This window comes from Cupriavidus numazuensis (assembly GCF_905397435.1).
In the GTDB taxonomy this organism is placed as follows: domain Bacteria; phylum Pseudomonadota; class Gammaproteobacteria; order Burkholderiales; family Burkholderiaceae; genus Cupriavidus; species Cupriavidus numazuensis.
On record NZ_CAJPVI010000069.1, the window covers coordinates 14,212 to 39,787 of the forward strand.

Sequence of the window (25,576 nt, forward strand, 5' to 3'; positions counted from 1 at the left end):
AGCGCTTAAGATTCACATCATAACTAATGATCGAGTGCATCAAAATTCAGCATTAGAAATTATAGGTAGATCTCTCTAATCTCCGTTTGACGTCGCACGGTCCTGTCCGCCTTCCGGCCCCGGTTCCGTCGCGTGAAACGGAGTCGCATATGAAAAGATTCGATGCCGGCGAAACGACCGGCACGGTACAGGAGACACAGGAGACCCGGCAGGCACCCCACGTCGGTCGCCCAATGGCGCGCGTCGAGGACGCCGCCATCCTGACCGGCCGCGGCCGCTATGCCGACGACCTCGGCGTCAGGCCCGGTACGCTGCACGCCGCCATCCTCCGCTCGCCGCACGCGCACGCCGAGCTCGGCGCCATCGACTTCGCGGCGGCACTGAAGGTACCGGGCGTGCGCGCGGTGCTGACGGCCGCTGACCTGCCCGCCTGGTCCCGGCCCTTCGTGGTCGGCGTGAAGGCGCCGATGGAGCAGTGGGCGCTGGCGATGGATCGCGTGCGCTACGTAGGCGAACCAGTGGCCGTAGTCGTGGCCGAAAGCCGCGCGCTGGCCGAGGATGCGCTCGACCTCGTGCGCGTGGACTACCGCGCGCTGCCACCGGTGGTGTCGATCGAGGCTGCCGTGGCAGGCGACGCCCCCGTGCTGCACTCCGGTCTCGGCAGCAATGTCGCCAGCGACCGCCATTTCTGCTACGGCGACCCCGAGGCCGCATTCGCCGCCGCGCCGCACCGCGTGACGCTGACCGCGCACTACCCGCGCAACACCTGCACACCTATCGAGTGTGGCGTGGTAGTTGCCGAACACTTGCCGGGCGACGAGGGCTACCAGGTCACCTCCAACTTCATGGGGCCGTTTTCGCTGCACGCCGTCATGGCGATGGCCCTGCAGGTGCCCGCCAACCGCCTGCGCCACGTCGCTCCGCGCGACTCGGGCGGCAGCTTCGGCGTCAAGCAGGCGGTGTTTCCCTACGTGGTGCTGATGTGCCTCGCTTCGCGCAAGGCCGGCGCGCCGGTGAAGTGGGTGGAGGACCGGCTCGAGCATCTGAGCGCCGCCACCTCGGCCACCGCGCGGCTCTCCACCTTGGAAGCTGCCGTCGAGGCCGATGGCCGCATCGTTGCCCTATCGTACAACCAGCTCGAGGACTGCGGCGGCTACCTGCGCGCGCCGGAGCCCGCTACCTTCTACCGCATGCATGGCCTGTTGACCGGTGCCTACGCGATCCCCAACCTGCTGGTGCGCAACCGCGTGGTGTTGACCAACAAGACGCCGACTGGCCTTGTGCGCGGCTTTGGCGGGCCGCAAGTGTACTTCGCGCTGGAGCGGCTGGTACAGCGGATCTCTGTGGAACTCGGCCTCGATCCGCTCGACGTCTACCGCCGTAACTTCGTGCCCGCCGACGCCTTTCCGTATCGCGCGACGGCCGGCGCGTTGCTCGATTCCGGCAACTACCAATTGGCGATGTCGCGTGCCCTGGAAGCGGGGGCTTACGATGAACTGAAGCGCCGTCGCGATGCCGCGCGCGCCGAGGGCCGGCTGTACGGCATTGGCTTTGCTGCCATCGTCGAGCCGTCGGTGTCGAACATGGGCTACATCACCACCGCCACACCGGCCGAGGCACGCCGCAAGGCTGGGCCAAAGAACGGCGCTATCGCCAGCGCTACAGTCAGCGTCGACCTGCTCGGCGGCGTGGTAGTGACCGTCGCCTCCACGCCAGCAGGACAAGGCCACATGACCGTATGTGCACAGGTCGTGGCCGATGTACTCGGCATCGACCCCGCGGACGTGGCAGTCAACGTCGAATTTGATACCCACAAGGACGCGTGGTCCGTCGCTGCGGGCAACTACTCCAGTCGGTTTGCCGGCGCCGTGGCCGGAACCGTGCACCTGGCCGCTACACGTGTGCGCGACAAGCTGGCGCGCATCGTGGCTTCCCACCTCCGTTGCGACCCGGCCGAACTGGTCTTCACCAACGGCCGCATTGCCCGCAAGGGCGCTTCGCCAGACACCGCACTACCCTTCGCCCGCGCCGCCAGCAACGCGCCGCACTGGTCGCCGCAACTCCTGCCAGCCGGTGAGGAACCCGGCCTGCGTGAGACCGTGTTCTGGTCACCGCCCAACCTCGACGCGCCGGACGAACAGGATCGCGTCAACACGTCCGCCTGTTACGGCTTCGCCTTTGACCTGTGCGGCGTGGAGATCGACCGTGCCACCGGCCGCGTGCGCATCGACCGCTACATCACCGCGCACGATGCCGGCAAGCTGCTCAATCCGGCACTGGCCGACGGCCAGATCCGCGGCGCCTTCGCGCAGGGACTCGGCGCGGCGCTGATGGAGGAGTTCCGCTATGGCCCCGATGGCAGCTTCCAGTCCGGCACGCTGGCCGACTACCTGCTGCCCACCACGTGCGAAGTGCCCGACCCGGTCATCGTCCATCTGGAAACGCCGAGCCCGTTCACGCCGCTCGGGGCCAAGGGGCTCGGCGAGGGCAACAGCATGAGCACACCGCCGTGCGTCGCAAACGCCGTGGCGGACGCACTCGGCGTGCGCGACATCCGCCTGCCACTTACGCCCGCCAGGGTGATGGCGATGATCGGCTATGACGATCCGCCGCCGTCGCGCCCCGAACTGGCCGAAGCGGCGAAAGAGGCAGCACCTGCAAACGGCAAAGGCGGCAAGGCCGCGAAGGCCCTGAGCGCACGCGGGACGGTCGATCTCGCCGCCACACCGGAAGCCGTCTTCGCCGTCCTGCTCGACCCGAAGGCGCTGGCCCAGGTCGTGCCCGGCTGCCACGCGCTCGAACGCATCGGCGAGAACCGTTACCGCGCGGACGTAACCGTGGGCGTGGGCATGATCAAGGCGCGCTACGAAGCCGAGATCGCGCTGTCCGACCTGGAGCCGCCGCGCCGGCTACGGCTGGCAGGCGCCGGCCTGTCCTCGCTCGGCAGCGCACGCGGCTCCGGAATGGTAGAGCTGACCCCGCACGGCGACGGCACCCGTCTCGCGTACGACTACGAGGCCGAGGTGTCCGGCAAGGTGGCGGCCGTCGGCGGCCGCATGCTCGAAGGCGCGGCCAAAGTGGTGCTGCGCCAGTTGTTCGAATCGCTCGGCCGGCAGGCAGGCGGCAAGCCGGTGCGCAGTCCCGGCTGGATCGCTCGCCTGCTGGCGCTCCTGGGAGTCCGTCGATGAAACCCGCCGCGTTCGACTACCTGCGCGCCGAATCCACACAGCACGCGCTGGAGACACTGGCCCGTGCCGGCGAGGACGCCCGCATTCTGGCCGGCGGCCAGTCGCTGATGGCCGTCCTCAACATGCGGCTCGCGCAGCCGCAACTGCTGGTCGACATCTCTCGCACCGCCGACCTCAATACCGTGCGCGTAGAAGACGGCCATCTCGTGGTGGGCGCCGCCGTGACGCAGGGCAGCGTCGAATGGCGCGCATCGCTCTCCGACGAGGTACCGCTGCTCGCGCTCGCCTTCCCGCACATCTCGCATTTCCAGATCCGCAACCGGGGCACGGTGTGCGGCTCCGTCGCGCACGCCGACCCCAGCGCAGAACTGCCGCTGGTGCTCACGGCGCTCGGTGGCCAAGTCGTGCTGCGCTCCTTGCGCCGCCGCCGCGTGCTGCCGGCCGCCGGGTTCTTCCAGGGAATGCTGATGACCGCGCGCGAGCCAGACGAACTGGTGGAAGCCGTGCGCTTCCCGCTGAGGCGGCCTGGCGCGCGCTACGGCTTCATGGAGTTCTCGGCCCGGCATGGCGACTTCGCGCTGGTCGCGTGCGCTGCGATCGTCACCGACGACGCCATCTCGCTGGCCGTGGGCGGCGTGGCCGACCGGCCAGTACTGGAGAGCTGGCCACGCCTGCAAGGCAAGGAGCTGGCCGAGGCCATCAACGATTTCAGTTGGAAGCTGGGCGCGCAGGACGACGCCCATGTTAGCGCGCAGTACCGCCGCCACCTGGTGCGGCAATTGGGCATGCGCGTAATCGAGGAGGCAAGATGAGCAAGACCCTACGTGGCGCGCCAGTCGGCACGCTCTCAGTGATGCGGCGCGACGAGCGCCATCGCGTCACCCTGACCCTGAACGGCAGCGAGCGCAGCAGCCTGTGCGCTCCGCGCGAGCTGTTATCCGACTTCCTGCGTCATGAACTCGGCGCCACCGGCACGCACGTCGGCTGCGAGCACGGCGTCTGCGGCGCCTGCACGGTGCGCGTCGACGGCGTAGCCGCGCGTTCCTGCCTGATGCTTGCCGTACAGGCCGACGGCCGCGCCATCGACACCGTCGAGGGCCTCGCGCCGCGCGAAGGCCTGGGCGACCTCCAGGAAGCCTTCCGACGCCACCACGCCTTGCAGTGCGGCTTCTGCACGGCAGGCATCCTGATGTCGTGCGCGGACTACCTGGAACGGATGCACGAGCCGACTGAGGCGCAGGTGCGCGACATGCTGTCCGGCCACCTGTGCCGCTGTACGGGCTACACGCCGATCGTCGCCGCGGTCCTTGATGTCGCGGCCAGCCGGGCGCGGGCACGCCACGTCGAAGCGACGACAGTCGGGGAGACCTGCGATGCTTGATCTCGGCCGCACTTTCCTGCAAAGCGTGGAGCGCAGCCCCAGCGCCCCCGCCATCGTCGACGGCGACCTGCTGCTGACCTACGAGCAATGGCTCGCGCGCATCCGCTGCGTGGCCACCGGCCTGCACGACCTCGGCCTGCGCCCCGGCGATCGCCTCCTGGCCATCCTGCAGAACCGCTGGGAAGCGGCCACGCTGCACTGGGCCTGCCAGTTCGCCGGTGTGGTCATCGTCCCGCTGAACTGGCGCGCCAAGCCGGACGAGCTGGACTATTGCGTGCGCGACGCCGGCGCCAAGGCGCTGGTGTTCGAGCCCGTCAGCGCCGACGCTGTGCTGGAGAGCTCCGCCGCGCAGGAGATACCCTGCATCGCACTGGACCATGCGCCAGGCGGCCCGCTGTCATTCGACACCCTGCTCGACGTCACACCCCGGCTCGACAGCACATTGGCCGCAGCCGACGACATCTCGCTGATGCTGTACACCTCCGGCACCACCGGCAGGCCGAAGGGCGTGCCGCGCCGCCACCGGCAGGAGCGCGCCGCCGCCCTGGCTCACGTCGCGCAGAACCTGTATCGGCGCGGCGAGCGCACGCTCGGCGTGATGCCGCTGTACCACACGATGGGCGTGCGCTCGCTGCTTGCCATGGCGCTGGTGGACGGCCTGTTCGTCTGCGTGCGGCGCTGGAGCCCATCGCAGGCGCAGCAGGCCATCACCGACTATCACGTGAGCTGCCTTTATCTTGTACCTACGCTGTACCACGACCTGCTGGCCGACCCGGGCTTCGACAGCATGGGTGTCCGCACGGTCACCAAGCTTGGCTTCGCCGGCGCGGCGATGAGCGACGGTTTGCTGTCACGGCTCGAACAAGCATTCCGCCCGGAGTTGTTCGTCAATCACTACGGTTCATCCGAGGTGTACACATTCAGCATCGAGCAGCGCGCGGGGCGCAAGCCGGGCAGCGCCGGTCGCGCCGGCCTCAATACACGGCTGCGCGTGGTACGGCTGGACGCCACTTCGCCTGAGGCGGTGACCGCTCCCGGCGAAGAGGGTCAGATCATCGCCGACCTGCGCGGCGATGAAGCGTTCGAAGGCTACTGGAACCGAGACGACGCCAATGCAAAGTCGCTGCACGAGGGTTGGTACTTCACGGGCGACATCGGCTACTTCGACGCCGACGGCGATCTCTTCGTAACGGGGAGAGTGGATGACATGATCATCAGCGGCGGCGAGAACATCTCGCCCGCCGACATCGAGTCGGTTCTCTCCCTGCATCCGGCCGTGGATGAGGTGGCCGTGGCCGGCCTGCCGGATCTCCGCTGGGGCCAGAAGGTAGTGGCCTTCGTCAAGCCACGCGGCTGCGTCGACGCGCAGGCGCTCGACACCTTCTGTCGCGGCTCCGACCTCGTCAATTTCAAGCGCCCGCGCGACTACGTGTTCGTGGCCGACCTCCCGAAGTCGCCGGTCGGCAAGATCCTGCGCCGCAAACTGTCGGCCGGAGAATACACCTCGCTTTCCAGCCCTTCTTCCAACGTCCCGACCAAGGAGTAATGACGTGACACAAGCCTTCGCATTGACCCATCCCGACCAGCAGCGGCTCCAGAACCTCGACGGCTTTTCCGTCGAGATCGACCCTGCGCGCGAGCGGGCCGACATCATCCTGCACCGCCCGCCCTACAACGTGATCTCGATGGCTGCCCGCGACCAGATTCGCGCCGAGTTCGAGACGCTTGACGCCGACGACCGCGTGCGCGTCATCGTCCTGCGCTCGCTAGGTGAACATTTCTCAAGCGGGGGCGATATCAAGGGATTCCTGGAGGCATCGCCCGAGCACGTATCGAAGCTGGCGTGGAACATTGCGGCGCCGGCGCGTTGCAGCAAGCCGGTGATTGCCGCCAACCGGGGCTACTGCTTCGGCGTTGGCTTCGAACTCTCGCTGGCGTGCGACTTCCGCATCGCCACCCACACCACCCAGTACGCGCTGCCGGAACAGAAGCTCGGCCAGATTCCGGGCTCGGGCGGCTCCGCGCGGCTGCAGAAGATGGTGGGCGTCGGCCGCACCAAGGACATCGTCATGCGCTCGCGCCGCATTCCCGGCCAGCAGGCGTACGACTGGGGCATCGTTGTGGACTGCGTGGCTGACGCCGAACTGGAAGCGGCCACCGACGCGCTGGCCGACGAACTGCGTGCATTCTCGCCGCTGGCCCAGCGCACCGCCAAGAAGCTGCTGAATGACACCGAGGACGCGCCGCTGTCGATCGCCATCGAACTCGAAGGGCACTGCTACAGCCGTCTGCGTAGCTCGGACGACTTTCGCGAGGGCGTGGAAGCGTTCCACGAGAAGCGCAAACCTGCATTTCGCGGTAGCTGACCGTATGCGCGGGCGGGGCTGAACTGCCCGCCCTCAAAGGTAAGAAGGACTCGCGGCGATGCCCTTTGGCGGGCATCGCGGGGAGCCGCTTGTTCAAAGAAACAAGGAGACAACGATGGAAATGCTGGCAAACGACAAGCCGAAACTGGGCGGCTCGGGGACCGTGGTGTCACCGGCTGCGAGCAACCGGCAGGTGCTGGGAGCGGTGACGGCCTCATGCATGGGATGGGCGCTCGATCTGTTCGACCTGTTCATCCTGCTGTTCGTGGCACCGGTGATCGGCAAGCTGTTCTTTCCTTCCGAGCACGCGATGCTGTCGCTGGCGGCAGTCTACGCGTCGTTCGCGGTGACGCTGCTGATGCGGCCGCTCGGCTCGGCCATCTTCGGCTCCTACGCGGACCGACATGGCCGCAAGGGGGCGATGGTGGTTGCCGTGACCGGCGTGGGCCTGTCGACGGCGGCATTCGGGCTACTGCCGACCGTCGGCCAGATCGGCCTCTTTGCGCCGGCGCTGTTCATCCTGCTGCGCCTGGTGCAGGGGGTGTTCGTCGGCGGAGTGGTGGCATCGACCCATACGATCGGTACGGAATCGGTACCGCCGTCATGGCGCGGGGCAGTGTCGGGACTGGTGGGCGGTGGGGGCGCTGGCATTGGGGCGCTACTGGCGTCGATCACGTACATGGCGATGACGGCCCTCTTTCCCGGCGACGCCTTCGAGAATTGGGGATGGCGCTGCATGTTTTTCGCCGGCATCGTCAGCTCGGTGCTCGGGCTGGTCATCTTCAATTCGCTGGAGGAGTCGCCGCTATGGAAGCAGTTACAAGCGGCAAAGGCGGCAAGCGGCCAAGCAAAGCCGCAGACGCATCCGCTGCGCACGCTGTTCTCGCGCGAATATCGCGGCGTACTGCTGGTCAACATCCTGCTCACCGTGGGAGGCGGCAGCGCCTACTACCTGACGTCCGGCTACCTGCCGACCTTCCTTAAGGTCGTGGTGAAGGCGTCCCCCGGGGAGGCTGCGGCGACCCTGATGCTGAGCAGCGTCGGCGTGATTGTGGCGTCGGTAGCAGCGGGCCACCTCAGCACGATGATCGGGCGCAAGCGCGCCTTCCTGCTGATCGGCGCGGTCAGCGTGGTACTGATGCCGCTGCTCTACCAGTGGATGCCGGCCGCACCGACCGCCGTTCTCCGCGGCGTCTACGCGGCGGCCCTCAGCATGCTCGGGTGCGCCGGCTTTGCGCCGATCCTGATCTTCCTGAACGAACGATTCCCCACCAGCATCCGCGCCTCGGGCACGGGACTCTCGTGGAACATCGGCTTCGCCATCGGCGGAATGATGCCGACCCTGGCCTCACTCGCTGCGCGCACACCAGCCGACCTTCCGGTAGTCCTTGGCATCTTCGTCGCAGTGGTCACGCTGATCTACCTGGCGGGGGCAGCAATCGTACCGGAGACGCTGGGCCGTCTCGCGGAAAAATAGACACGCCATTCGTGGAGCACATCATGGACAGCATCGACCTGCAGGTGCTGAAGGACGCAAAGCGCTGGCTCGATGCTGGATTCGGCGTGACGCTGGTTACGGTGACTCGTACCTGGGGCTCGAGTCCGCGCCCGATCGGCGCCATGCTCGCCCTGCGAGATGACGGTCGGGTTTCAGGCTCGGTCTCGGGCGGCTGTATCGAGGACGACCTGATCTGGAGTTGACAGCGGCGAAGAACGGCGTGCGGCTGCCGGAAGGGCTCGAGGTCGCTGCCAGCAAAGCGGGGCTGGGCTGACAGGTGTGCAGCGGAACCCTTCAACCCCCATCGTCACAACGCGAATTCGCCTCAAACCACGCCAACAAAGTGCTGCCATCCGACTGTATCTAACTCATGATTCGGCAACGCGCCCAAGGTATCTGCCATCGCGAGATGGCCCGACGGCAGAGTTCGCCATGAGCGCCCCTTGCGATCCGTTCGCGAGTCCGCTTACGAGGGGCGCCCGCCCTTTGATGACCGGGTAACGGCGACTCGTCGACTGAGAACACCGGCTGCCGTCGAGCGCGAACAAGCGTTAGGTTTTGAGACGATCGAACGGGGCGCGAGGGCGTCCCGATGTTCGAAGCAGTAGTAAAGGCGGTTAAAATGCGATGCCCCACGGTTTGCGCACAAGCGATGCCTTTGGGTCCGACGCGAACAGAAGGCCATAAAATGGAACGACAGACTGACTCTCGCCCTCCCCTCCCGGCAGATGCCGGCGCGCGACAGCCAGCACCGGCTCACCTTGGTGACATGATTGATAGCCTGAGCGACGGCTTCATGTCGATAGACAGATGGTGGCGCTTCACCTATCTCAACAATACGGCTGAACGATACTTGCGGCAGGAGCGGAAAAACCTGCTCGGACGCAACATATGGCAGTGTTACCCGGACCTGGTTGACTCCGGCTACTATCGCATCTACCAGCAGACGGCGGCAAGTGGACTTCCCGGCCGTCACACTGACTATTACGCTCCGCTTGGCACCTGGTTTGAGGCTCGCTCATTTCACCACGACGATGGCATTACGGTACTCTTCCGCGACGTCACGCGCGAACATGAGCACGCAGCGCAGCTGGAATTTGAAGCAAGTCACGATTATCTGACTGGATTGGCGAACCGACGCAAGTGCATGGAAGCACTAACGCTCGCGGTCGCTGAAGCTGCTTCGCCAAGCTCTACGGATGGCGCTTCCCTGGCGTTGCTGTTTATTGACCTGGACCATCTCAAGGAAGTCAACGACGCGTTCGGTCATGCTGTCGGCGATGAGCTGCTACGCGGCTTTGCGAAAAGGCTACTCGCAATTCCCGAACCTGCTTTCTTCGCCGCGCGCGTGGGGGGCGACGAGTTTGTTCTGTTGCTACGCAATACCACCGAAAGCGCGGCAGAAGCGTTCGCGCACTCGGTACTCAACGTGCTAGCAGTGCCATTCGAAGCATGCGGAAGATCCGTCTCCCTGTCCGCGAGCATTGGCATCGCGCTACTGAGAAAAGAACCGGAATCAGCCGAGGACTTGCTGAGTCATGCCGATACGGCCATGTACGCAGCGAAGTCATCCGGCGGGTTTCCAGTGCGCACATACGATGGGGCACTCGACCGGGGCATGCGCGACCGCGTTGCCTTGCGCATCGATCTCCGTGAGGCATTTGCGGCGAACCAGTTTGAGCTTCATTTCCAGCCTCAGATAGCACTCGCGGACGCCTCCCTGATCGGTGCTGAGGCGCTTCTTCGCTGGCGTCACCCTGAACGAGGCTTGCTGACGCCTGCCGCATTCCTGGATCTGTTGCTTGAGTCGCCATATGAAGGCGCTCTGGCCGAATGGCTGCTCAATGCAGTTTGCCAGCATATCGTTGCATGGCGGCGAATGGGGGTAACCGTACCGCGGATCAGCCTCAATCTGTCGGCTCGGCAACTTCTCGGTGTGGGACTAACCGATAGAATTCTCCATATCGCGAGGGCGTACGACATCTCCCCCGCCATGCTCGATATCGAAGTCACGGAGGACTCTCTTGTGAGTGATATCGAAAAGGCAACTTCGGTTCTTGCCGCGCTGAAGCAAGCCGGAGTATCCACATCGCTGGACGACTTCGGCGCTGGATACTCCAGTCTCAGCTATCTGGTCCGACTGCCTATCGACACGCTCAAGATCGACAAGGCGTTTGTTCGAGCGCTGGTGGAGTCAGAGAAGGCCTCTGCAGTCATTCGAGGCATTGTCGGTCTTGCTCGTTCGCTGGGCATGAAAACTATCGCAGAAGGCGTCGAGCACCAGAGTCAGCTCGAAGAGTTGAAGGACGCCGGATGCGACTCTGTCCAGGGTTATCTAATCAGCCGCCCGCTTAACTCAGAAGCCTTTGCTGAATTTATGCTGTGGTTGTGAAGGCGCCAAACGGAAATGACGCTCGGGCGCTGTCTGTGCGTTGGGAGTCAACAAAGTGAGTTGGCCAGCGACCTCGTCAGCCTATGGAAGGCGGCCATTCAATTCGTTGATTCGACAGGCCGTTCATGGCATACCTTTATACATAAGTCAGCGGAGTCACTCACGTAACGCGCGCAGCGTTTCAGCAGCGCAGAGTACGCGATCGGTCTCACAGCTTGCCCCCGCCAGGCAAGGTGCGATTGTGCTGCGAGCGCAGTAGCCAATCCGCCGGGTGGCCCTACTCCTTTGCCTTGACCATCAGCGCCATGATGTCCGACTCCCGGTCAGCCACATGGACGAGTCGCGTAGCAGGCAGTGTGGCCGCTTGTTCGGCGATCCGCTCATACCCTTCGGTCCAGCGGGTACTCTCCTTGATGCCGGGCCGCACGCCATCCGGACCCTTGGGCTCGCGCGCCCACATGTAGGCGTCAAACATGCCCAGCGGTTCGCGCGCTGGCGTTACCGCGTAAGTCGGGTGCAGATACCAATCGCTTCTGTCGCTTTGTGGCACTTCGACACCCCTTCGTGTCCTGTGACGTCCCCGACAATTCGCGAGTAGCGCCCGACTGGCTGGCGCATCCGTCATATACACAAAAAGTGTCAATGAATAACCAATAATATATTGGACGTGATCTAGCTGCGGCCATATTCTCCAGCAGACCCAACAACGGGCGCGGAAATGACCATGGCAAGCAATCTCATTCTTGAAACAGTCGGATTGAGGAAAGAATTCAAGGGATTTGTCGCCGTAAACGACGTCAGTCTCAAGGTCAGGCGTGGGCACATCCACGCGCTGATTGGTCCGAACGGTGCAGGCAAGACCACCTGCTTCAACCTCCTTACCAAGTTCCTGGATCCCACGCGCGGCACCATACGGTTCAACGGTGCCGAGATCACCGGCGAGAAGCCGGCGCAGGTCGCACGCAGGGGCGTGGTGCGCTCCTTCCAGATCTCGGCGGTGTTTCCGCACCTGACCGTGCTCGAGAACGTACGTATCCCGCTGCAGCGCAGGCTCGGGATTTCCTTCCAGTTCTGGCGCTCGCCGAAAGTCCTCGCATCGCTCGATGACAGGGCCATGGCATTGCTCTCCGACGTCGGACTGGAGGACTTCGCCGACATGACGACCGCCGAGATGCCGTACGGCCGCAAGCGCGCGCTGGAAATCGCCACCACGCTGGCCCTCGACCCCGAGCTGATGCTGCTCGACGAGCCCACGCAAGGCATGGGCCACGAGGACGTTGACCGCGTCATGCAACTCATCAAGAAGGTCTCGGCCAATCGCAGCATCCTGATGGTGGAGCACAACATGAAAGTGGTGTCCGGCATCTGCGACGCCATCACGGTGCTGGCGCGCGGCAGCGTGCTGGCCGAGGGCACATACGCGGAAGTCTCCGCCAACCCGCAGGTCATCGAGGCCTATATGGGCAGCGCTGATGCCGCGCTCGCTGCGCCGGGAGGGCATTGATCATGGCGACGGAATACCTGCGGGTCACCGACCTCCATGCCTTCTACGGCGAATCGCACATCCTGCACGGCATCGATTTGCTGGTGAACGAGGGAGAGTGCGTGACCCTGCTCGGCCGCAACGGGGCAGGCCGTACCACCACCCTGCGCGCGATCATGGGCCTGACGGGGCGGCGCGCCGGCTCGGTCATGATCGACGGCCGCGAGGCAATCGGCATGCCGGCCCACCGCATCGCGCGTCTCGGCGTCGGCTTTTGCCCGGAAGAGCGGGCGATTTATTCCAGCCTCTCGTGCGAGGAGAACCTCCTGCTGCCGCCGCAGGTGGGTAGCGGTGGGATGAGCCTCGACGAGATCTACGCGATGTTTCCCAACCTCCACGAGCGGCGGCATAGCCAGGGCACGCGGCTCTCGGGCGGCGAGCAACAGATGCTGGCGATGGCGCGCATCCTGCGCACTGGGGCGCGGCTGCTGCTGCTGGACGAAATCTCCGAGGGACTGGCGCCGGTGATCGTGCAGAAGCTCGCCCAGGTCATCCGCGACCTCAAGGCGAAGGGCTACACGATCGTGCTGGTGGAGCAGAACTTCCGGTTCGCCGCGCCGCTGGCCGACCGCATGTACGTGGTGGAGCACGGCCAAATCGCCGCGGAGATCCACCAGCACGAGATTCACGAGAAGCAGCACCTGCTCCAGGAACTCCTGGGTGTCTGAGACCGCTGCGGAGGAGACAACATGACAACGATTCTGGGAGTCCCACTACAGGGGCTGTTGGGGCAACTCGTGCTCGGGCTGGTGAACGGCTCGTTCTACGCGATTCTCAGCCTCGGGCTTGCCGTGATCTTCGGCATGCTCAACATCATCAACTTTGCCCACGGCGCGCTGTTTATGGTGGGCGCATTCGTCGCCTGGGCGGGCCTGGAGTATCTCGGCATCAGCTACTGGTGGTCGCTGCTGGCGGCGCCGGCGCTGGTCGGGCTAGCGGGTATCGCCATCGAACGCGGCCTGCTGCGGTGGCTGTACAAGCTCGACCACCTGTACGGGCTGCTGCTCACCTTCGGGCTGGCGCTGATTATCGAAGGCCTGTTCCGCTTCCAGTTCGGCGTCTCGGGGCAGCCCTATTCGATTCCCGACGAGGTGGCCGGCGCCTTCAACCTCGGCTTCATGAGCCTGCCGAAATACCGCGCGTGGGTCATCGGCGCCTCGCTCACAGTGTGCCTGGTGACCTGGTTCACGATCGAGAAGACCCGCCTCGGCGCCTACCTGCGCGCCGCCACCGAGAACCCAAGCATTACCCAAGCCTTCGGCATCAACGTGCCGGTGATGGTGATGCTGACCTATGCCTTCGGCGTGGGCCTGGCCGGGCTGGCCGGCGTGCTGGCAGCACCGACGGGGCAACTAAGTCCGCTGATGGGGTCGAACCTGATCATCGTCGTGTTCGCGGTGGTGGTGATCGGCGGCATGGGTTCCATCCTTGGCGCGATCGTCGCCGGGCTGGGGCTGGGCGTGGTCGAAGGACTGACAAAGGTGTTTTATCCGGAGGCGTCGGCCACGGTGGTCTTCGTGATCATGGTCATCGTGCTGATGGTTCGGCCGGCAGGCCTGTTTGGCAAGGAAAAGTGAGGTCGAGTATGAAAATGAGAAATCTTGGCTACGGTGTCCTGCTGCTGGGCGCGCTGGCGGCCCCGGCCGTGCTCTATCCGGTGATGCTGATGAAGGTGCTGTGCTTCGCCTTGTTCGCCTGCGCCTTCAACCTGCTGCTCGGCTATACCGGCCTGCTCTCGTTCGGCCATGCGGCGTTCCTCGGCACGGCGGCCTATATGTCGGGCTACGGCATGAAGACCTGGGGGCTGACCCCGGAACTCGGCCTGCTGCTCGGCACGGCCGTCTCGGCTGCCGCGGGCTTTGTCGTCGGGGCGCTCGCTATTCGCCGGCAGGGCATCTACTTCGCGATGATCACGCTTGCGTTGGCACAGATGTTCTACTTTCTGTTCCTGCAGGCGCCGTTCACCGGCGGCGAGGACGGCATGCAGGCCATTCCGCGAGGCAGGCTGTTCGGCCTGATCGACCTGGCGTCGGACCTGCGCATGTACTACTTCGTGCTGGCGATCTTCCTGTTCGCCTTCTGGCTGATCCACCGCATCATCCATTCGCCTTTCGGCCAGATCCTGAAGGCGATCCGCGAGAACGAGGCGCGCACCACCTCGCTGGGCTACGACGTCGCGCGCTACAAGCTGCTGGCCTTCGTCCTTTCGGCGGGCCTGGCCGGCCTTGCGGGGGCCACCAAGACCCTGGTCTTCCAGTTTGCCACGCTGACCGACCCGCACTGGCACACCTCCGGCGAAGTCGTGCTGATGACGCTGTTGGGCGGCCTTGGCACGGCCTTCGGCCCGGTGGTGGGCGCGGGCATCGTGGTCGCCGTCCAGAACGCCTTGGCCGACAAGGTCGGTTCCATGATCACCGTGATCATGGGGAGCATCTTCGTCGTGTGCGTGCTGGCGTTCCGCCGCGGCATCGTCGGCGAGTTGAACGCGTTGTGTCAGAACATTGTAGGCAACCGCCGCGGCCGGCCCGCACCGTGCCACGCTGCCGTGCCGGCACCAAGTCATGACGAAACGCCCGCCGGAGCAGGCGTGCCTGGCCGGCGCGTGGAAGGAAAGGCATGAAATCTGGCGCTGAACGGAACACCCCATATCTATCCCCACAGTAGAGGAGACACATGATGAACAATCGCATCAAGCTGCTTTCGCTCGCCGCGCTGCTGACGGCCTCGACGGCGCAGGCCGAGATCACGGACGGCGTGGTCCGGATCGGCGTGCTCAACGATCAGACCGGCGTTTATGCCGGGCTGGCTGGTCCCGGTTCGGTCTGGGCCGCGAAGAAGGCAGTCCAGGACTTTGCGCCCGAGAAGCATGGTCTGAAGGTGGAGATCGTGGCCGCCGACCACCAGAATAAGCCGGACGTCGGGGCGAGCATCGCCCGCCGCTGGTTCGACGTGGACAAGGTGGACGCTATCGTCGACGTGCCGACCTCGTCGGTCGTCCTGGCGGTCAACCAGGTGGCCAAGGAGAAGAACAAGGTGATGATTGTCACCGGCGGCGGCACCTCCGACCTCACCGGCAAAGCCTGCACGCCCAATGCGATCCACTGGGCCTACGACACGTGGGCACTGGCGAATGGGACTGGCAAGGCGGTTGTCAAGTCGGGTGGCAAGAGTTGGTTCTTCGTGACTGCTGACTACGCCTTCGGCCACTCGCTCGAACGCGACACCGAGGCCGTTGTCGTCAAGAACGGTGGCAAGGTCCTCGGCAAGGTCCGGCATCCTTTCCCGGGCAACGATTTCTCCTCCTACCTGCTTCAGGCTCAGGCCTCCAAGGCACAGGTAGTGGGCCTGGCCAACGCCGGGGGGGACACCATCGGCGCGGTCAAGCAGGCCGCCGAGTTCGGCGTGACCGCCGGCGGTCAGAAGCTGGCAGGCCTGCTCGTCTTCAGCAGCGATGTCCAGGCGCTCGGCCTCAAAGCCGCCCAAGGCCTTTTGCTGAGCGAGACCTGGTACTGGGACATGACCGACGAGAACCGCAAGTTCGGCAAGGAATTCGCCGCCGCCAACAACGGCAAGTTTCCAACCATGGCGCAGGCGGGCACGTACTCGGCGGTGACCCACTACCTGAAGGCAGTGGCGGCGATGAAGGCGGACGGCGACGGCGCTGCCGTGGTCGCGAAGATGAAGGCGATGCCCACCGACGACAAGCTGTTCGGCAAGGGCAGCATCCGCGAAGACGGCCGGAAGATCCACCCGCTCTATCTTTTCGAGGTGAAGAAGCCGTCGGAATCGAAGTACGCGGGCGACTTCTACAAGCTCATCGCCTCCATTCCCGCCAACGAGGCGTTCCGGCCGATGGAAGAAGGTGGCTGCCCGCTCATTGGGAAGAAGGCGTCATGAGGATCACCGGACATATGCTGATCGGGCAGCGCAGCGTCAGCGGCACCGCTGGCGCGTTCAAGGCGTTTTCTCCGGCGCTTGCCGCCGACATCGAGCCCGCGTTCGGCGGCGCCGGCCCCGCCGACGTCGATCAGGCCTGCCGCCTCGCTGCGAGCAGCTTTGCGAGGTATCGCGAGACGACGCCCGAGACCCGCGCCAGCTTCCTGGAAGCAATCGCCACCGGCATCGAAGGCCTCGGCGATGCCCTCATCGATCACGCCATGGCCGAGACGGCTCTGCCGCGAGCGCGTCTGCAGGGCGAGCAGGCGCGCACGGCGGGCCAGTTGCGGCTGTTCGCAGGGGTTGTACGGGCCGGGCACTGGCATGGGGCGACGTTGGATACGCCCTTGCCCTATCGCACGCCGCTGCCGCGCCCCGACCTGCGCCGACGCAACGTCCCGCTGGGCCCGGTGGCCGTCTTCGGCGCCAGCAATTTCCCGCTGGCGTTCTCGGTGGCCGGCGGCGACACGGCGTCGGCCCTCGCGGCGGGCTGCCCGGTGGTCGTCAAGGCCCACCCAGCGCATCCCGGCACTTCCGAACTGGTCGGCCGGGTCATCCAGGCGGCGGTGGCCGAATACGGGCTGCCGGAGGGGACGTTCTCGCTGCTCTTTGGCGTTGGCAATGACGTAGGACAGGCGCTCGTCGGGCATCCCGCCATCCGGGCGGTCGGCTTCACCGGCTCCCGAGCCGGTGGCCTCGCGCTCTTGCGGCAGGCAATGGCCAGGCCGTTGCCGATTCCGGTCTACGCCGAAATGAGCAGCGTCAACCCGGTGCTCCTGCTGCCACATGCGCTGGCAGATCGTGCCGAAGGCATCGCGCGGGAATTCGTCGATTCGCTCGTGATGGGCGTCGGCCAGTTTTGCACCAACCCGGGACTGGTGATCGCGCTGGAAGGGGAAGACTGCGACCGCTTCGAGGCCGAAGCCGGGCGGACCGTACAAGGCAAGCCGGCGGGTACGATGCTGACGCCCGGCATCGGCCGCGCCTACGCCGCCGGGGTGGCGCGCCTGCGGGCGCATGAGGCAGTCCGAAGCGTGGCCACCGGCGAGAGCAGCAGCGGCGCCTGCGCGGCGACGGCCCATCTGTTCGCCACCGACGCGGCCAGCTTTCTGGCGTTTCCGGAACTGGGTGAGGAGATATTCGGTCCCTGCTCGCTGATCGTCAGGTGCCGCTCGGCGGCGGACATGGCGGCGGTGCTCGACGGGCTGGAAGGGCAACTGACCGCCACGCTGCAGATGGCGCCGGCGGACGAAGCTCTCGCGGCCGAACTGCTGCCGCGGCTGGAAGAACGGGCGGGCCGAATCCTGGTAAACGGCTTCCCGACCGGCGTGGAAGTGAGCCACGCCATGGTCCACGGCGGACCGTTCCCGGCCACGTCCGATGGGCGCAGCACGTCTGTCGGCAGTGCCGCCATCGATCGGTTCCTGCGCCCAGTGTGCTATCAGAACTTCCCATCCAGCCTGTTGCCGGCCGCGCTGGCCGACTTCAACCCACTGGCGCTCGACCGCCACGTCGACGGTAGCCTGTCGCCGACCTCCCGTCGCGGCTGAACACCCGCGCCATCCTCCACCTTGCCCATGTTGCAGCGGGCGAGGTCGGGGGAACCCTCACAGCATGCTTTTGGCCGTCTCGATGAACGCCGTCATGAGCGGCGTTGGGGTGCGCTGACTATAGCCGAGCATGATCTCGATTGTCGGCTGCCGGCCTTCGATCGGCTTGTAAACCACGTGGTCGAACTTCACCTTCCGGACTGACGCTGGCACGAAGCCGATGCCCGCACCGGAGCTGACCAGGCCGAGTAGCGTATAGACCTGCCCCACTTCCGAGATGACCTTCGGTACAAAACCCGCCGACGCGCACATGCGCATGTTCATGGCGTGGAAGTCCGGCGCCATCTCTGGTATGTACATGATGAAGGGCTCCTGCGCACATTTCTTCAGAGAAATCGACTCAGCGTTCGCCAACGGGTGTCTTGCCGGCACGGCCAGCACGAACGGCTCTTCCAGGATGGTCTCCCATGTCACTTCCTCAAGGTCTGGCACCGGCCGCATGAAGGAAATATCCGCGTCACCCCGGCGCAGCGCTTCCGCCTGTTTGACGACCGGAAACCAGCGCAACAGGATTTCCACGGAAGGAAAACGTTCTCGGTAGGCGCGCAGGATAGGCGGCAGCAGCGTGTAGGACGTGTGTTCGAAGAAGCCGACCGTCAGCCGACCCGTCTCGCCGCGATGCGCGCGTTGCGCCTGCACGACTGCCCTCTCGGTAGCTCGCAGGATCTGCCGCGCTTGCTCAAGGAAAATGCGACCCGCTTCCGTCAACTCCACGTGCCGACGCGAGCGATTTAGCAGTGTGACATCCATCTCCTCCTCGAGTTGGCGGATCTGCATGCTCAGCGGAGGCTGGGCGATGTGCAGTCGCTCGGCCGCTCTCGTGAAATTAAGTTCCTCAGCGATGGCGATGAAGTACCGCAGGTGGCGAAGGTCCATCACTATATCCATTGAGTATCAAAGATCCATTAATTATATATTGGACACTAGTTTGTGCAATCCCTAGGATTCCATGCATACCCCGCTCCGCACGCCACCCCAGTCGGTCCGCAAGGCTGGCACCGCAGACCGGACAAGCCAATGTACGCATGGAGACAAACATATGGATTCCAGACTGATCGATGATGCGCTCGATCGCATCCTGCAACGCATCGATGCGACGATCGCGCAGGACGACGTGGGCTTTCCGCACTATGGCAATCCGGCCGACGGCACCTGGACACGCACCCCGGCCGGCGACTGGACCGGCGGGTTCTGGGTCGGGATGCTGTGGCTGGCTGCCTTGCGCACTGGCGAGCAGAAGTACCGCGACAGCGCCCGCATGTGGTCCGCACGGCTGGCGCCGCGCGTGGCGTCGAAGTCGGTGTTCAAGGGATTCCTCTTCTGGTACGGCGCGCAACTCGGTGGCTCGCTGCTTGCCGATCCGCAGGCCGCGGGGCTCGCGCTCGACGGCACGCGCGGCCTGGCGGAGATGTACAGCGAAGCGGCCCGCCTGATCCCGCTCGGCACCGAGGCCGAGGAGGCCTCCAGCGTGGGGACGAGCGAGGCCAACATCGATGCGATTCCGGGCACCGTGGCGCTGCTGCTGCGGCACGACGCCGCGCTCGGCACGGGCGAGATCGGCCGCCAGCACCTGCGCCAGCACATTGCCTTATGCGTGCGGGAGGATGGCTCGGTTTGCCAGTCCGCCACATTCAATACTGCCGATGGTTCGCTCGTGAAGCGCTACACGCACAAGGGCATTCATGACAGCAGCACCTGGGCCCGCGCCCAGGCGTGGGGCATGCTCGGCCTCGCACAGGCGCTGTCGTGCGGCGAGCAGGCGTTCAAATCCGACGCGATCCGCGTGGCCGACTGGTGGGTCGCGCACCTGCCCGCCGACTGCGTGGCCTTCTGGGATTTCGACGATCCCGCCATCCCGCACACTAACCGCGACACCTCGGCCACTGCCATCGCCGCCGCCAGCCTGTTCAAACTGGCTGCGCTCATCCCGGAGCGGGCGGAAGTCTACCGCCAGGCCGCCGTCAAGAGCATCGAGCAACTCGTAATCCGCTTCCTGACCCCGGTCAGCCCAGGCGATGTACGGCAGACGGGCATCCTCACCGGCGGCTGCTTCAACAAGCGCAATGGCGTCGCCATGGATAACGAACTGGTCTGGGGCGACTACTTTCTCTTCGAATCTCTGCTCATCCTCGCGGGCAGGATTGACGCCACCCAGGTCTGAACCCAACCCACTCCCGGAGAAACCAAGTGTCCGACATCAAGATCCCGCACGAAGGCAACGTATCCACCCTTATTGGCACGCACACCAGCTACACGCGCACCCTCGGCGAGTACGACATCTATGCCTTCGCCGGCATCAGCGGTGACAACCACCCCAATCACATGGACGAAGAATACTGCAAGCGCATGGGCTTCGGCGGCCGCATCGCGCAGGGCGCCATGATGGTCGGCTTCATCGCCGGCGCCGTGACCAAGTATCTCGACATGATCAAACGCCCGGCGGTCTCCTACGGCTACGACAACGTGCGCTTCACCAAGCCTGTTCGCATCGGAGACACCCTCACCGTGAACTACCGCATTGCCCGCGCCGACGACGAGAAGAAGCGCCTGTGGGCTGAGGCAACGCTACTCAACCAGCGGGGCGAGACGGTCTGCGTCGGTACCCACATTATCCATTTCCAGGCCTGAGCCCGGGCTGCGAGCGGCGAGAAAGGTGAGAGATCGCATGAGCAAGATCTGTACTGCGGCGCAGGCCGTTTCGGATATCCGGCCCGGCCAGAGCGTGGGCAGCGTCGGCGTGATCGGCTGGCTGACGCCGGACGCGTTGTTCCAGGCGCTGGCGCAACGCTTCCATGAGACTGGCTCGCCTCGTGACCTGACCTTCTTCTTCCCGGTCAGTGTCGGCGACGGCATGGGCATCCGCGGCATGGATCACGTGGCAGTCGAAGGGCTGATGAAGCGGATCGTGTCGGGCAACTTTACCAATGCGGTGAATCCGGCCACCGGCGAGCGCCCCGAGTTCATGCGCCTGATCCGCGAGAATCGGGTGGAAGCCTACTGTTGGCCGATCGGCGCCACCATGCACTGGCTGCGCGAAGTCGCCCGGCGTAGCCCAGGCTACCTGACCCGCATCGGCCTCGGCTCCTACATCGATCCGCGCCAGCAGGGTGGCAAGTACACGGCGCGCGCCACCGACGACCTGGTGCGGATGCAGGAGCTGGACGGCAAGGAATACCTCTTCTATCCGAGCTGGCCGCTCGACGTGGCGTTCCTGCGTGCCACCAGCGCCGACGAGCACGGCAACCTGAGCTTCGAGGACGAGCCGCTCACGTCGTGCGCGCTGGCCATGGCGCTGGCGGTGAAGGCGTCAGGCGGCACCGTGATCGCACAGGTGCGCAAGCTGGTGCCGCGCCACGCCCGGCCGGCGCACGCGGTGCGGATTCCCGGCGTGCTGGTGGATCGCGTCGTGGTGGAACCCGACGCCATGATGACCACCGACATCCGGTACGACGATGCCTATCTCGGCGGCCAGCTTTTCGACGGTCGCGCCTCGGACCGCCTGACGCCCGGCGCCGACAAGGTGATCGCTCGGCGGGCGGCCCGGGAAATCAGGCCCGGCGAGGTCAGCATCTTCGGCTTCGGCGCTTCGTCCGACGTGCCCACGGTGATGATGGAAGACGGCCTGTTCGCCGACGGCGGCCTGCATCGCTACAGCTTTACCACCGAGCACGGCCCCTTCGGCGGCGTCGTGATGAGCGGTTGGCAATTCTCCGCCAACAAGTATCCGGAGGCCTTGATCGACGGCCCCTCGCAGTTCGACTTCATTGACGGCGGCAACTGCCCGATGGCAGCGCTGGCCTTTGCCCAGTTCGACCGGGCCGGGAACATCAACGTCAGCCGCTTCGGCGCGGCCAATCCGGGGCCGGGCGGCTTCATCGACATCGCCTACAACGCGCGCAAGCTGCTGTTCACCGGCACCTTCACCACCGGCGGCCTCGCCGCCGACACCACCGACGGTTTCCTGTCGGTCGGGCGTGAGGGGAGCGTGCGCAAGTTCGTCGAGCGCGTGGATGAGATCACCTATCCGCTCGGGCGCAACGTGGCCGAGCGCGGCCAGGAGGCCAAGGTCATCACCGAGCGCGCAGTCTTCTCGGTAGCGCCAGACGGACTGGTGCTGGAGGAGGTTGCGCCCGGTATTGACGTCAGGTCGCAGGTGCTAGACCTGATGGCCTTCCCGCCGGTGCGCGTGGCGGAGCCGCTTCCGCGCATGGACCCAACGCTATTCCGCGCCTGACGCATCGACATATCTACGAGGAAAACATGGCTGTCATCAACTACCTGACTACCGTTCACATCGACTTCGGCGCCATCCGGATGCTGGGGGCCGAGTTGCAGCGCCTGGGCATCCAGCGACCGCTGATCGTCACCGACCGCGGCATCCGCGCCGCCGGTATCGCCGACAAGGTGCTCGACGCCCTGGGCCCGGATTGCACGCCCACCGTCTTCGAGGACACCCCATCCAACCCGACGGAAGCCGCCGTGTCAGCCGCGACCGGCCTTTACCTCGGCAATGGCTGCGACGGCATCGTGGCCGTGGGCGGCGGGTCGCCCATCGACCTGGGCAAGGCCACCGCGCTGCTGGCGACCCACCCGGCACCGCTGCAGACCTACGCGGCGGTGGAGGGCGGCGCGAGCCGGATCACCAGCCGGGTCGCCCCGCTGGTGGCCATCCCGACGACTGCGGGTACCGGCAGCGAGGTGGGCCGGGGCGCTGTCATCGTCATGGAGTCCGGCCGCAAACTCGGCCTGCTTAGTCCGTTCCTGCTGCCGAAGCTCGCCATCTGCGACCCCGAACTGACGCTGGGATTGCCTCCGGCCCTGACCGCCGCGACCGGCATGGACGCCATCGCCCACTGCATCGAGACCTTCCTGGCGCCGGCCATCAACCCGCCCGCCGAGGCGATCGCCCTGGACGGCCTGCGCCGCGGCGTGGCCAATATCGGCAAGGCCACCGCCGACGGCTGCGACCGCGACGCGCGCTGGAACATGATGATGGCCGCCATGGAAGGCGCGCTGGCCTTCCAGAAGGGGCTGGGCGCGGTGCATGCCCTGTCGCACCCGCTGGGCGCGGTGCCCGGCGTCTCGTTGCACCACGGCACGCTGAACGCCGTGCTGCTGCCGGCCGTGCTGCGCTTCAACCAGCCGGCGACCCAAGCCAAGCAGGCCGCACTGGCACAGGCCATGGGCCTGCCCGCCGGCGGGGACCCGGTTCAGGCCATCAGCGACCTCAACGCCCGTCTCGGCTTGCCGGCCGGTCTCGGAGCCATGGGCGTGCCGCGTGACGTGTTGGAAGACATCGCTGTCGCCGCCACGAAGGACCACTGCCACGCCACCAATCCCCGCATTGCCACGGTCGACGATTACTTGGCGATGCTGCAGGAATCGTATTGAGGAGGAAGACGATGTCATACGTCGCAGAACACCACGAGATGATCCGCGAGGCGGTGCGCCGCTTCGCCGAGGAAGAGATCGCACCGGTCGCCCACCGGCTGTGGGAAGAGGAGAGTTTTCCCTACGAGATCTGGCGCCGGGCCGGCGAACTGGGCTATATCGGGCTGCCGTACCCCGAAGCCTGGGGAGGTTGCGGCGGCGACTGGCTTGGCTTCGCGATTGCGCTGGAAGAGATCGCCCGCGTCGATTGCGCCGTGGCAGTGGCCATCATGGCCAACTCGACGGCGGCCAGCCTGCTCAACAACTACGGCACCGACGGCCAGAAGGCGCGCTTCCTGCGGCCGATCCTGACCGGCACGCAGGTCGGCTGCATCGGCCTGACAGAGCCGAACGCCGGCTCCGACGCCGCCAATATCCAGACCCGCGCCGTGCTGAAGGATGGCTGCTGGGTCATCAATGGCGCCAAGACCTTCATCAGCAACTCGGGTTCCGAGATCACCGGCCCGATCGTCATTGCGGCGGTGACGGGTACCCGGCCCGACGGCCGCAAGGAGATTTCGAACTTCATCGTGCCGAACGGCACGCCCGGCTTCAGCCATGGCAAGAAGCTTCACAAGATCGGCTGGCGCGGATCGACCACATTCGAGCTGTTCTTCGAGGACTGCGCCATTCCTGCCGACCACCTGCTCGGCGAAATCGGGGCCGGCCTCAGGCAGACCCTGTCACAGGTGAGCACCGGCCGCATCCTGATCGGAACGCTGGGCCTGGGCATCCTGCAGGGCTCGCTGGAACGCTCCGTCCGCTACATGAGCGAGCGCACAGCGTTTGGCAAGACGCTCGACCAGTTCCAGTCGCTGCAGTTCAAGTTGGCCGACATGGCGACCCACGCACACGCTGCCCGCCTGATGCTCTACGACGCCGCGGTGGCCAAGGACGAGGGCCGGCCCTACGATCGGCAGGCCTCGATGGCAAAGCTCTTCGCAACCGAGAAGGCCATGGAGGCGGCCCACCAGGCCGTGCAGATCCACGGCGGCAACGGGATCATGACGGAGTACGCGGTATCGCGCGCGTTCGGGGATGCCAAGGTGCTCGAGATCGTTGAGGGGACCTCCGAGATCCAGCGGATGATCATCTCCCGCGACGTAATGCGCTGACGCACGGCTGCAGCCAGTGAGGCAATCCATGGAATACGTCGAACACAGCGCGGATGGGCTGGAGCGCAGCCCGGTCAACTTCGTGCCCCTGACGCCGATCTCCTTCCTGCGCAGGACGGCCGAGGTCTACCCTGAGCGTACCGCCATCGTCTACGGCGAGCGCCGCACGAGCTGGCGGGCAATGCTGGACCGAAGCCGCCGCCTCGCGTCGGCGCTGGTGGCGGCCGGCGTCAGGACTGGCGATACGGTGGCCGTGATGGCCGCCAACACGCCGGAGATGCTGGAAATGCATTTTGGCGTGCCCATGAGCGGCGCTATGCTGAACACGCTGAACGTGCGTCTGGACGCGGCCGCCATCGCCTTCATGCTCAGGCACGCGGATGCGAAGGTGCTGGTCACCGACACGGAGTACGCTGACGTAGTCCAAGCCGCACTGGCACTGCTCGACGACAAGCCGCTGGTGATTGACCTCATCGATCCCGCCGTCGAAGGGGGCCGCAGGCTGGCGGAGATCGAATACGAGGGCTTCCTGGCCGGGGGCGATCCGCACTGGGAGGGCGGCGAGCCCGTCGACGAATGGCAGGCCATCGCCCTCAACTATACGTCCGGCACCACGGGCAACCCAAAGGGCGTGGTCTACCACCATCGCGGCGCCTATCTGGCTGCGCTGTCGAACATGCTCGACTGGGGCATGCCCCGGCACGCCGTGTTCCTGTGGACGCTGCCGCTGTTCCACTGCAATGGCTGGTGCTTCGCCTGGACGCTGGCGGCCAACGCCGGTACCAGCGTCTGCCTGCGGCGGGTGGATGCTGCCGCCGTGCTCGATGCGATTCGCGAGCACCAGATCACGCATTACTGCGGAGCGCCGATCGTGCATGCGATGCTTGCCCACGCACCTGAAGCGTGGAAGGCGGGCATCGACCATCCGGTCCACGGCCTCATCGGCGGCGCGCCGCCGCCGATGCCGGTGATCGAGGGCCTGTTGCGCATGGGGATCAGGATCACCCAGATCTACGGGCTGACCGAGGTCTACGGCCCCGCGGCGGTTTGCGTGGAGCAGCCCGAATGGAACGACCTCGGCATCGATGCGCTGGCGGAACGGAAAGGACGGCAGGGC

General features: G+C 65.6%; 20 protein-coding genes and 2 pseudogenes. 20 read left to right on the forward strand and 2 right to left on the reverse strand.

Annotated elements, in window-relative coordinates:
* The first annotated feature begins 149 nt into the window (after window positions 1-149).
* The 8 genes and pseudogenes from KHO41_RS35495 to KHO41_RS35530 all read left to right on the forward strand — a co-directional run bounded on the left by KHO41_RS35495 (window position 150) and on the right by KHO41_RS35530 (window position 10,825).
* Entirely contained in the window at window positions 150-3,188 is a 3,039-nt protein-coding gene (locus KHO41_RS35495) for a xanthine dehydrogenase family protein molybdopterin-binding subunit (protein WP_211957907.1), read from the forward strand.
* A complete protein-coding gene (locus tag KHO41_RS35500; protein WP_211957908.1) occupies window positions 3,185-4,000 on the forward strand; it encodes an FAD binding domain-containing protein in 816 nt (271 codons plus the stop codon). The genes KHO41_RS35495 and KHO41_RS35500 overlap by 4 nt, the downstream gene beginning before the upstream one ends.
* Window positions 3,997-4,569 carry a (2Fe-2S)-binding protein gene (locus tag KHO41_RS35505; RefSeq protein ID WP_211957909.1) on the forward strand — a complete coding sequence of 191 codons (573 nt, stop codon included), beginning with the start codon at window positions 3,997-3,999 and terminating at the stop codon, window positions 4,567-4,569. Before KHO41_RS35500 ends, KHO41_RS35505 begins: the two co-directional genes overlap by 4 nt.
* Window positions 4,562-6,115, forward strand: coding sequence for an AMP-binding protein (locus tag KHO41_RS35510; protein WP_211957910.1), 1,554 nt, complete (start codon window positions 4,562-4,564; stop codon window positions 6,113-6,115). The genes KHO41_RS35505 and KHO41_RS35510 overlap by 8 nt, the downstream gene beginning before the upstream one ends.
* Window positions 6,116-6,119: 4 nt before the next feature.
* On the forward strand, window positions 6,120-6,935 hold the full coding sequence (locus KHO41_RS35515) for an enoyl-CoA hydratase/isomerase family protein (protein WP_211957911.1): 816 nt from the start codon (window positions 6,120-6,122) through the stop codon (window positions 6,933-6,935).
* 115 nt (window positions 6,936-7,050) lie between these two features.
* On the forward strand, window positions 7,051-8,412 hold the full coding sequence (locus tag KHO41_RS35520; protein WP_049796606.1) for an MFS transporter: 1,362 nt from the start codon (window positions 7,051-7,053) through the stop codon (window positions 8,410-8,412).
* Window positions 8,413-8,435: 23 nt separating this feature from the next.
* Window positions 8,436-8,627: pseudogene (locus tag KHO41_RS35525) on the forward strand (XdhC family protein); the annotation flags it as partial.
* A gap of 575 nt (window positions 8,628-9,202) precedes the next feature.
* The gene (locus tag KHO41_RS35530) at window positions 9,203-10,825 is read left to right on the forward strand and encodes a sensor domain-containing protein (protein WP_211957912.1); all 1,623 of its coding nucleotides are present in this window, start codon (window positions 9,203-9,205) and stop codon (window positions 10,823-10,825) included.
* Between the two features lie 211 nt (window positions 10,826-11,036).
* On the opposite strand, the pseudogene KHO41_RS35535 reads toward KHO41_RS35530, so the two are convergent.
* Window positions 11,037-11,360 (reverse strand): annotated as a pseudogene (locus KHO41_RS35535) (IS4 family transposase); the annotation flags it as partial.
* Between the two features lie 189 nt (window positions 11,361-11,549).
* Between KHO41_RS35535 and KHO41_RS35540 the strand changes: the two are divergent.
* Genes KHO41_RS35540 through KHO41_RS35565 form a run of 6 tightly spaced genes read left to right on the forward strand, consistent with a single transcriptional unit; the run spans window position 11,550 to window position 17,854 of the window.
* The gene (locus tag KHO41_RS35540) at window positions 11,550-12,329 is read left to right on the forward strand and encodes an ABC transporter ATP-binding protein (protein WP_211957913.1); all 780 of its coding nucleotides are present in this window, start codon (window positions 11,550-11,552) and stop codon (window positions 12,327-12,329) included.
* Window positions 12,330-12,331: 2 nt separating this feature from the next.
* On the forward strand, window positions 12,332-13,036 hold the full coding sequence (locus tag KHO41_RS35545; RefSeq protein WP_211957914.1) for an ABC transporter ATP-binding protein: 705 nt from the start codon (window positions 12,332-12,334) through the stop codon (window positions 13,034-13,036).
* Between the two features lie 21 nt (window positions 13,037-13,057).
* Window positions 13,058-13,945 carry a branched-chain amino acid ABC transporter permease gene (locus tag KHO41_RS35550; protein WP_211957915.1) on the forward strand — a complete coding sequence of 296 codons (888 nt, stop codon included), beginning with the start codon at window positions 13,058-13,060 and terminating at the stop codon, window positions 13,943-13,945.
* A 14-nt stretch (window positions 13,946-13,959) separates the two neighbouring features.
* Window positions 13,960-14,988 (forward strand): branched-chain amino acid ABC transporter permease, encoded by a 1,029-nt coding sequence (locus KHO41_RS35555; protein ID WP_211957923.1) that lies wholly within the window; start codon window positions 13,960-13,962, stop codon window positions 14,986-14,988.
* A gap of 56 nt (window positions 14,989-15,044) precedes the next feature.
* Entirely contained in the window at window positions 15,045-16,265 is a 1,221-nt protein-coding gene (locus KHO41_RS35560) for an ABC transporter substrate-binding protein (protein WP_211957924.1), read from the forward strand.
* A complete protein-coding gene (locus KHO41_RS35565; RefSeq protein WP_211957916.1) occupies window positions 16,262-17,854 on the forward strand; it encodes an aldehyde dehydrogenase (NADP(+)) in 1,593 nt (530 codons plus the stop codon). Before KHO41_RS35560 ends, KHO41_RS35565 begins: the two co-directional genes overlap by 4 nt.
* 57 nt (window positions 17,855-17,911) lie before the next feature.
* On the opposite strand, the gene KHO41_RS35570 is transcribed toward KHO41_RS35565, so the two are convergent.
* Window positions 17,912-18,790, reverse strand: a complete 879-nt coding sequence (locus KHO41_RS35570) for a LysR substrate-binding domain-containing protein (protein WP_209761305.1) — start codon at window positions 18,788-18,790, stop codon at window positions 17,912-17,914.
* Between the two features lie 163 nt (window positions 18,791-18,953).
* On the opposite strand from KHO41_RS35570, the gene KHO41_RS35575 reads away from it, so the two are divergent.
* The 6 genes from KHO41_RS35575 to KHO41_RS35600 all read left to right on the forward strand — a co-directional run.
* Window positions 18,954-20,075 (forward strand): glycoside hydrolase family 88 protein, encoded by a 1,122-nt coding sequence (locus tag KHO41_RS35575; RefSeq protein WP_211957917.1) that lies wholly within the window; start codon window positions 18,954-18,956, stop codon window positions 20,073-20,075.
* A 26-nt stretch (window positions 20,076-20,101) separates the two neighbouring features.
* Window positions 20,102-20,542, forward strand: coding sequence for a MaoC family dehydratase (locus KHO41_RS35580; protein WP_011296169.1), 441 nt, complete (start codon window positions 20,102-20,104; stop codon window positions 20,540-20,542).
* A gap of 37 nt (window positions 20,543-20,579) precedes the next feature.
* Window positions 20,580-22,148, forward strand: coding sequence for an acyl CoA:acetate/3-ketoacid CoA transferase (locus KHO41_RS35585; protein ID WP_211957918.1), 1,569 nt, complete (start codon window positions 20,580-20,582; stop codon window positions 22,146-22,148).
* 26 nt (window positions 22,149-22,174) lie between these two features.
* Window positions 22,175-23,305 carry an iron-containing alcohol dehydrogenase gene (locus KHO41_RS35590; RefSeq protein WP_211957919.1) on the forward strand — a complete coding sequence of 377 codons (1,131 nt, stop codon included), beginning with the start codon at window positions 22,175-22,177 and terminating at the stop codon, window positions 23,303-23,305.
* An 11-nt stretch (window positions 23,306-23,316) separates the two neighbouring features.
* A complete protein-coding gene (locus tag KHO41_RS35595) occupies window positions 23,317-24,459 on the forward strand; it encodes an acyl-CoA dehydrogenase family protein (protein ID WP_211957920.1) in 1,143 nt (380 codons plus the stop codon).
* A 28-nt stretch (window positions 24,460-24,487) separates the two neighbouring features.
* A partial coding sequence (locus tag KHO41_RS35600) for an AMP-binding protein (protein WP_211957921.1) occupies window positions 24,488-25,576 on the forward strand: 1,089 nt, incomplete at its 3' end.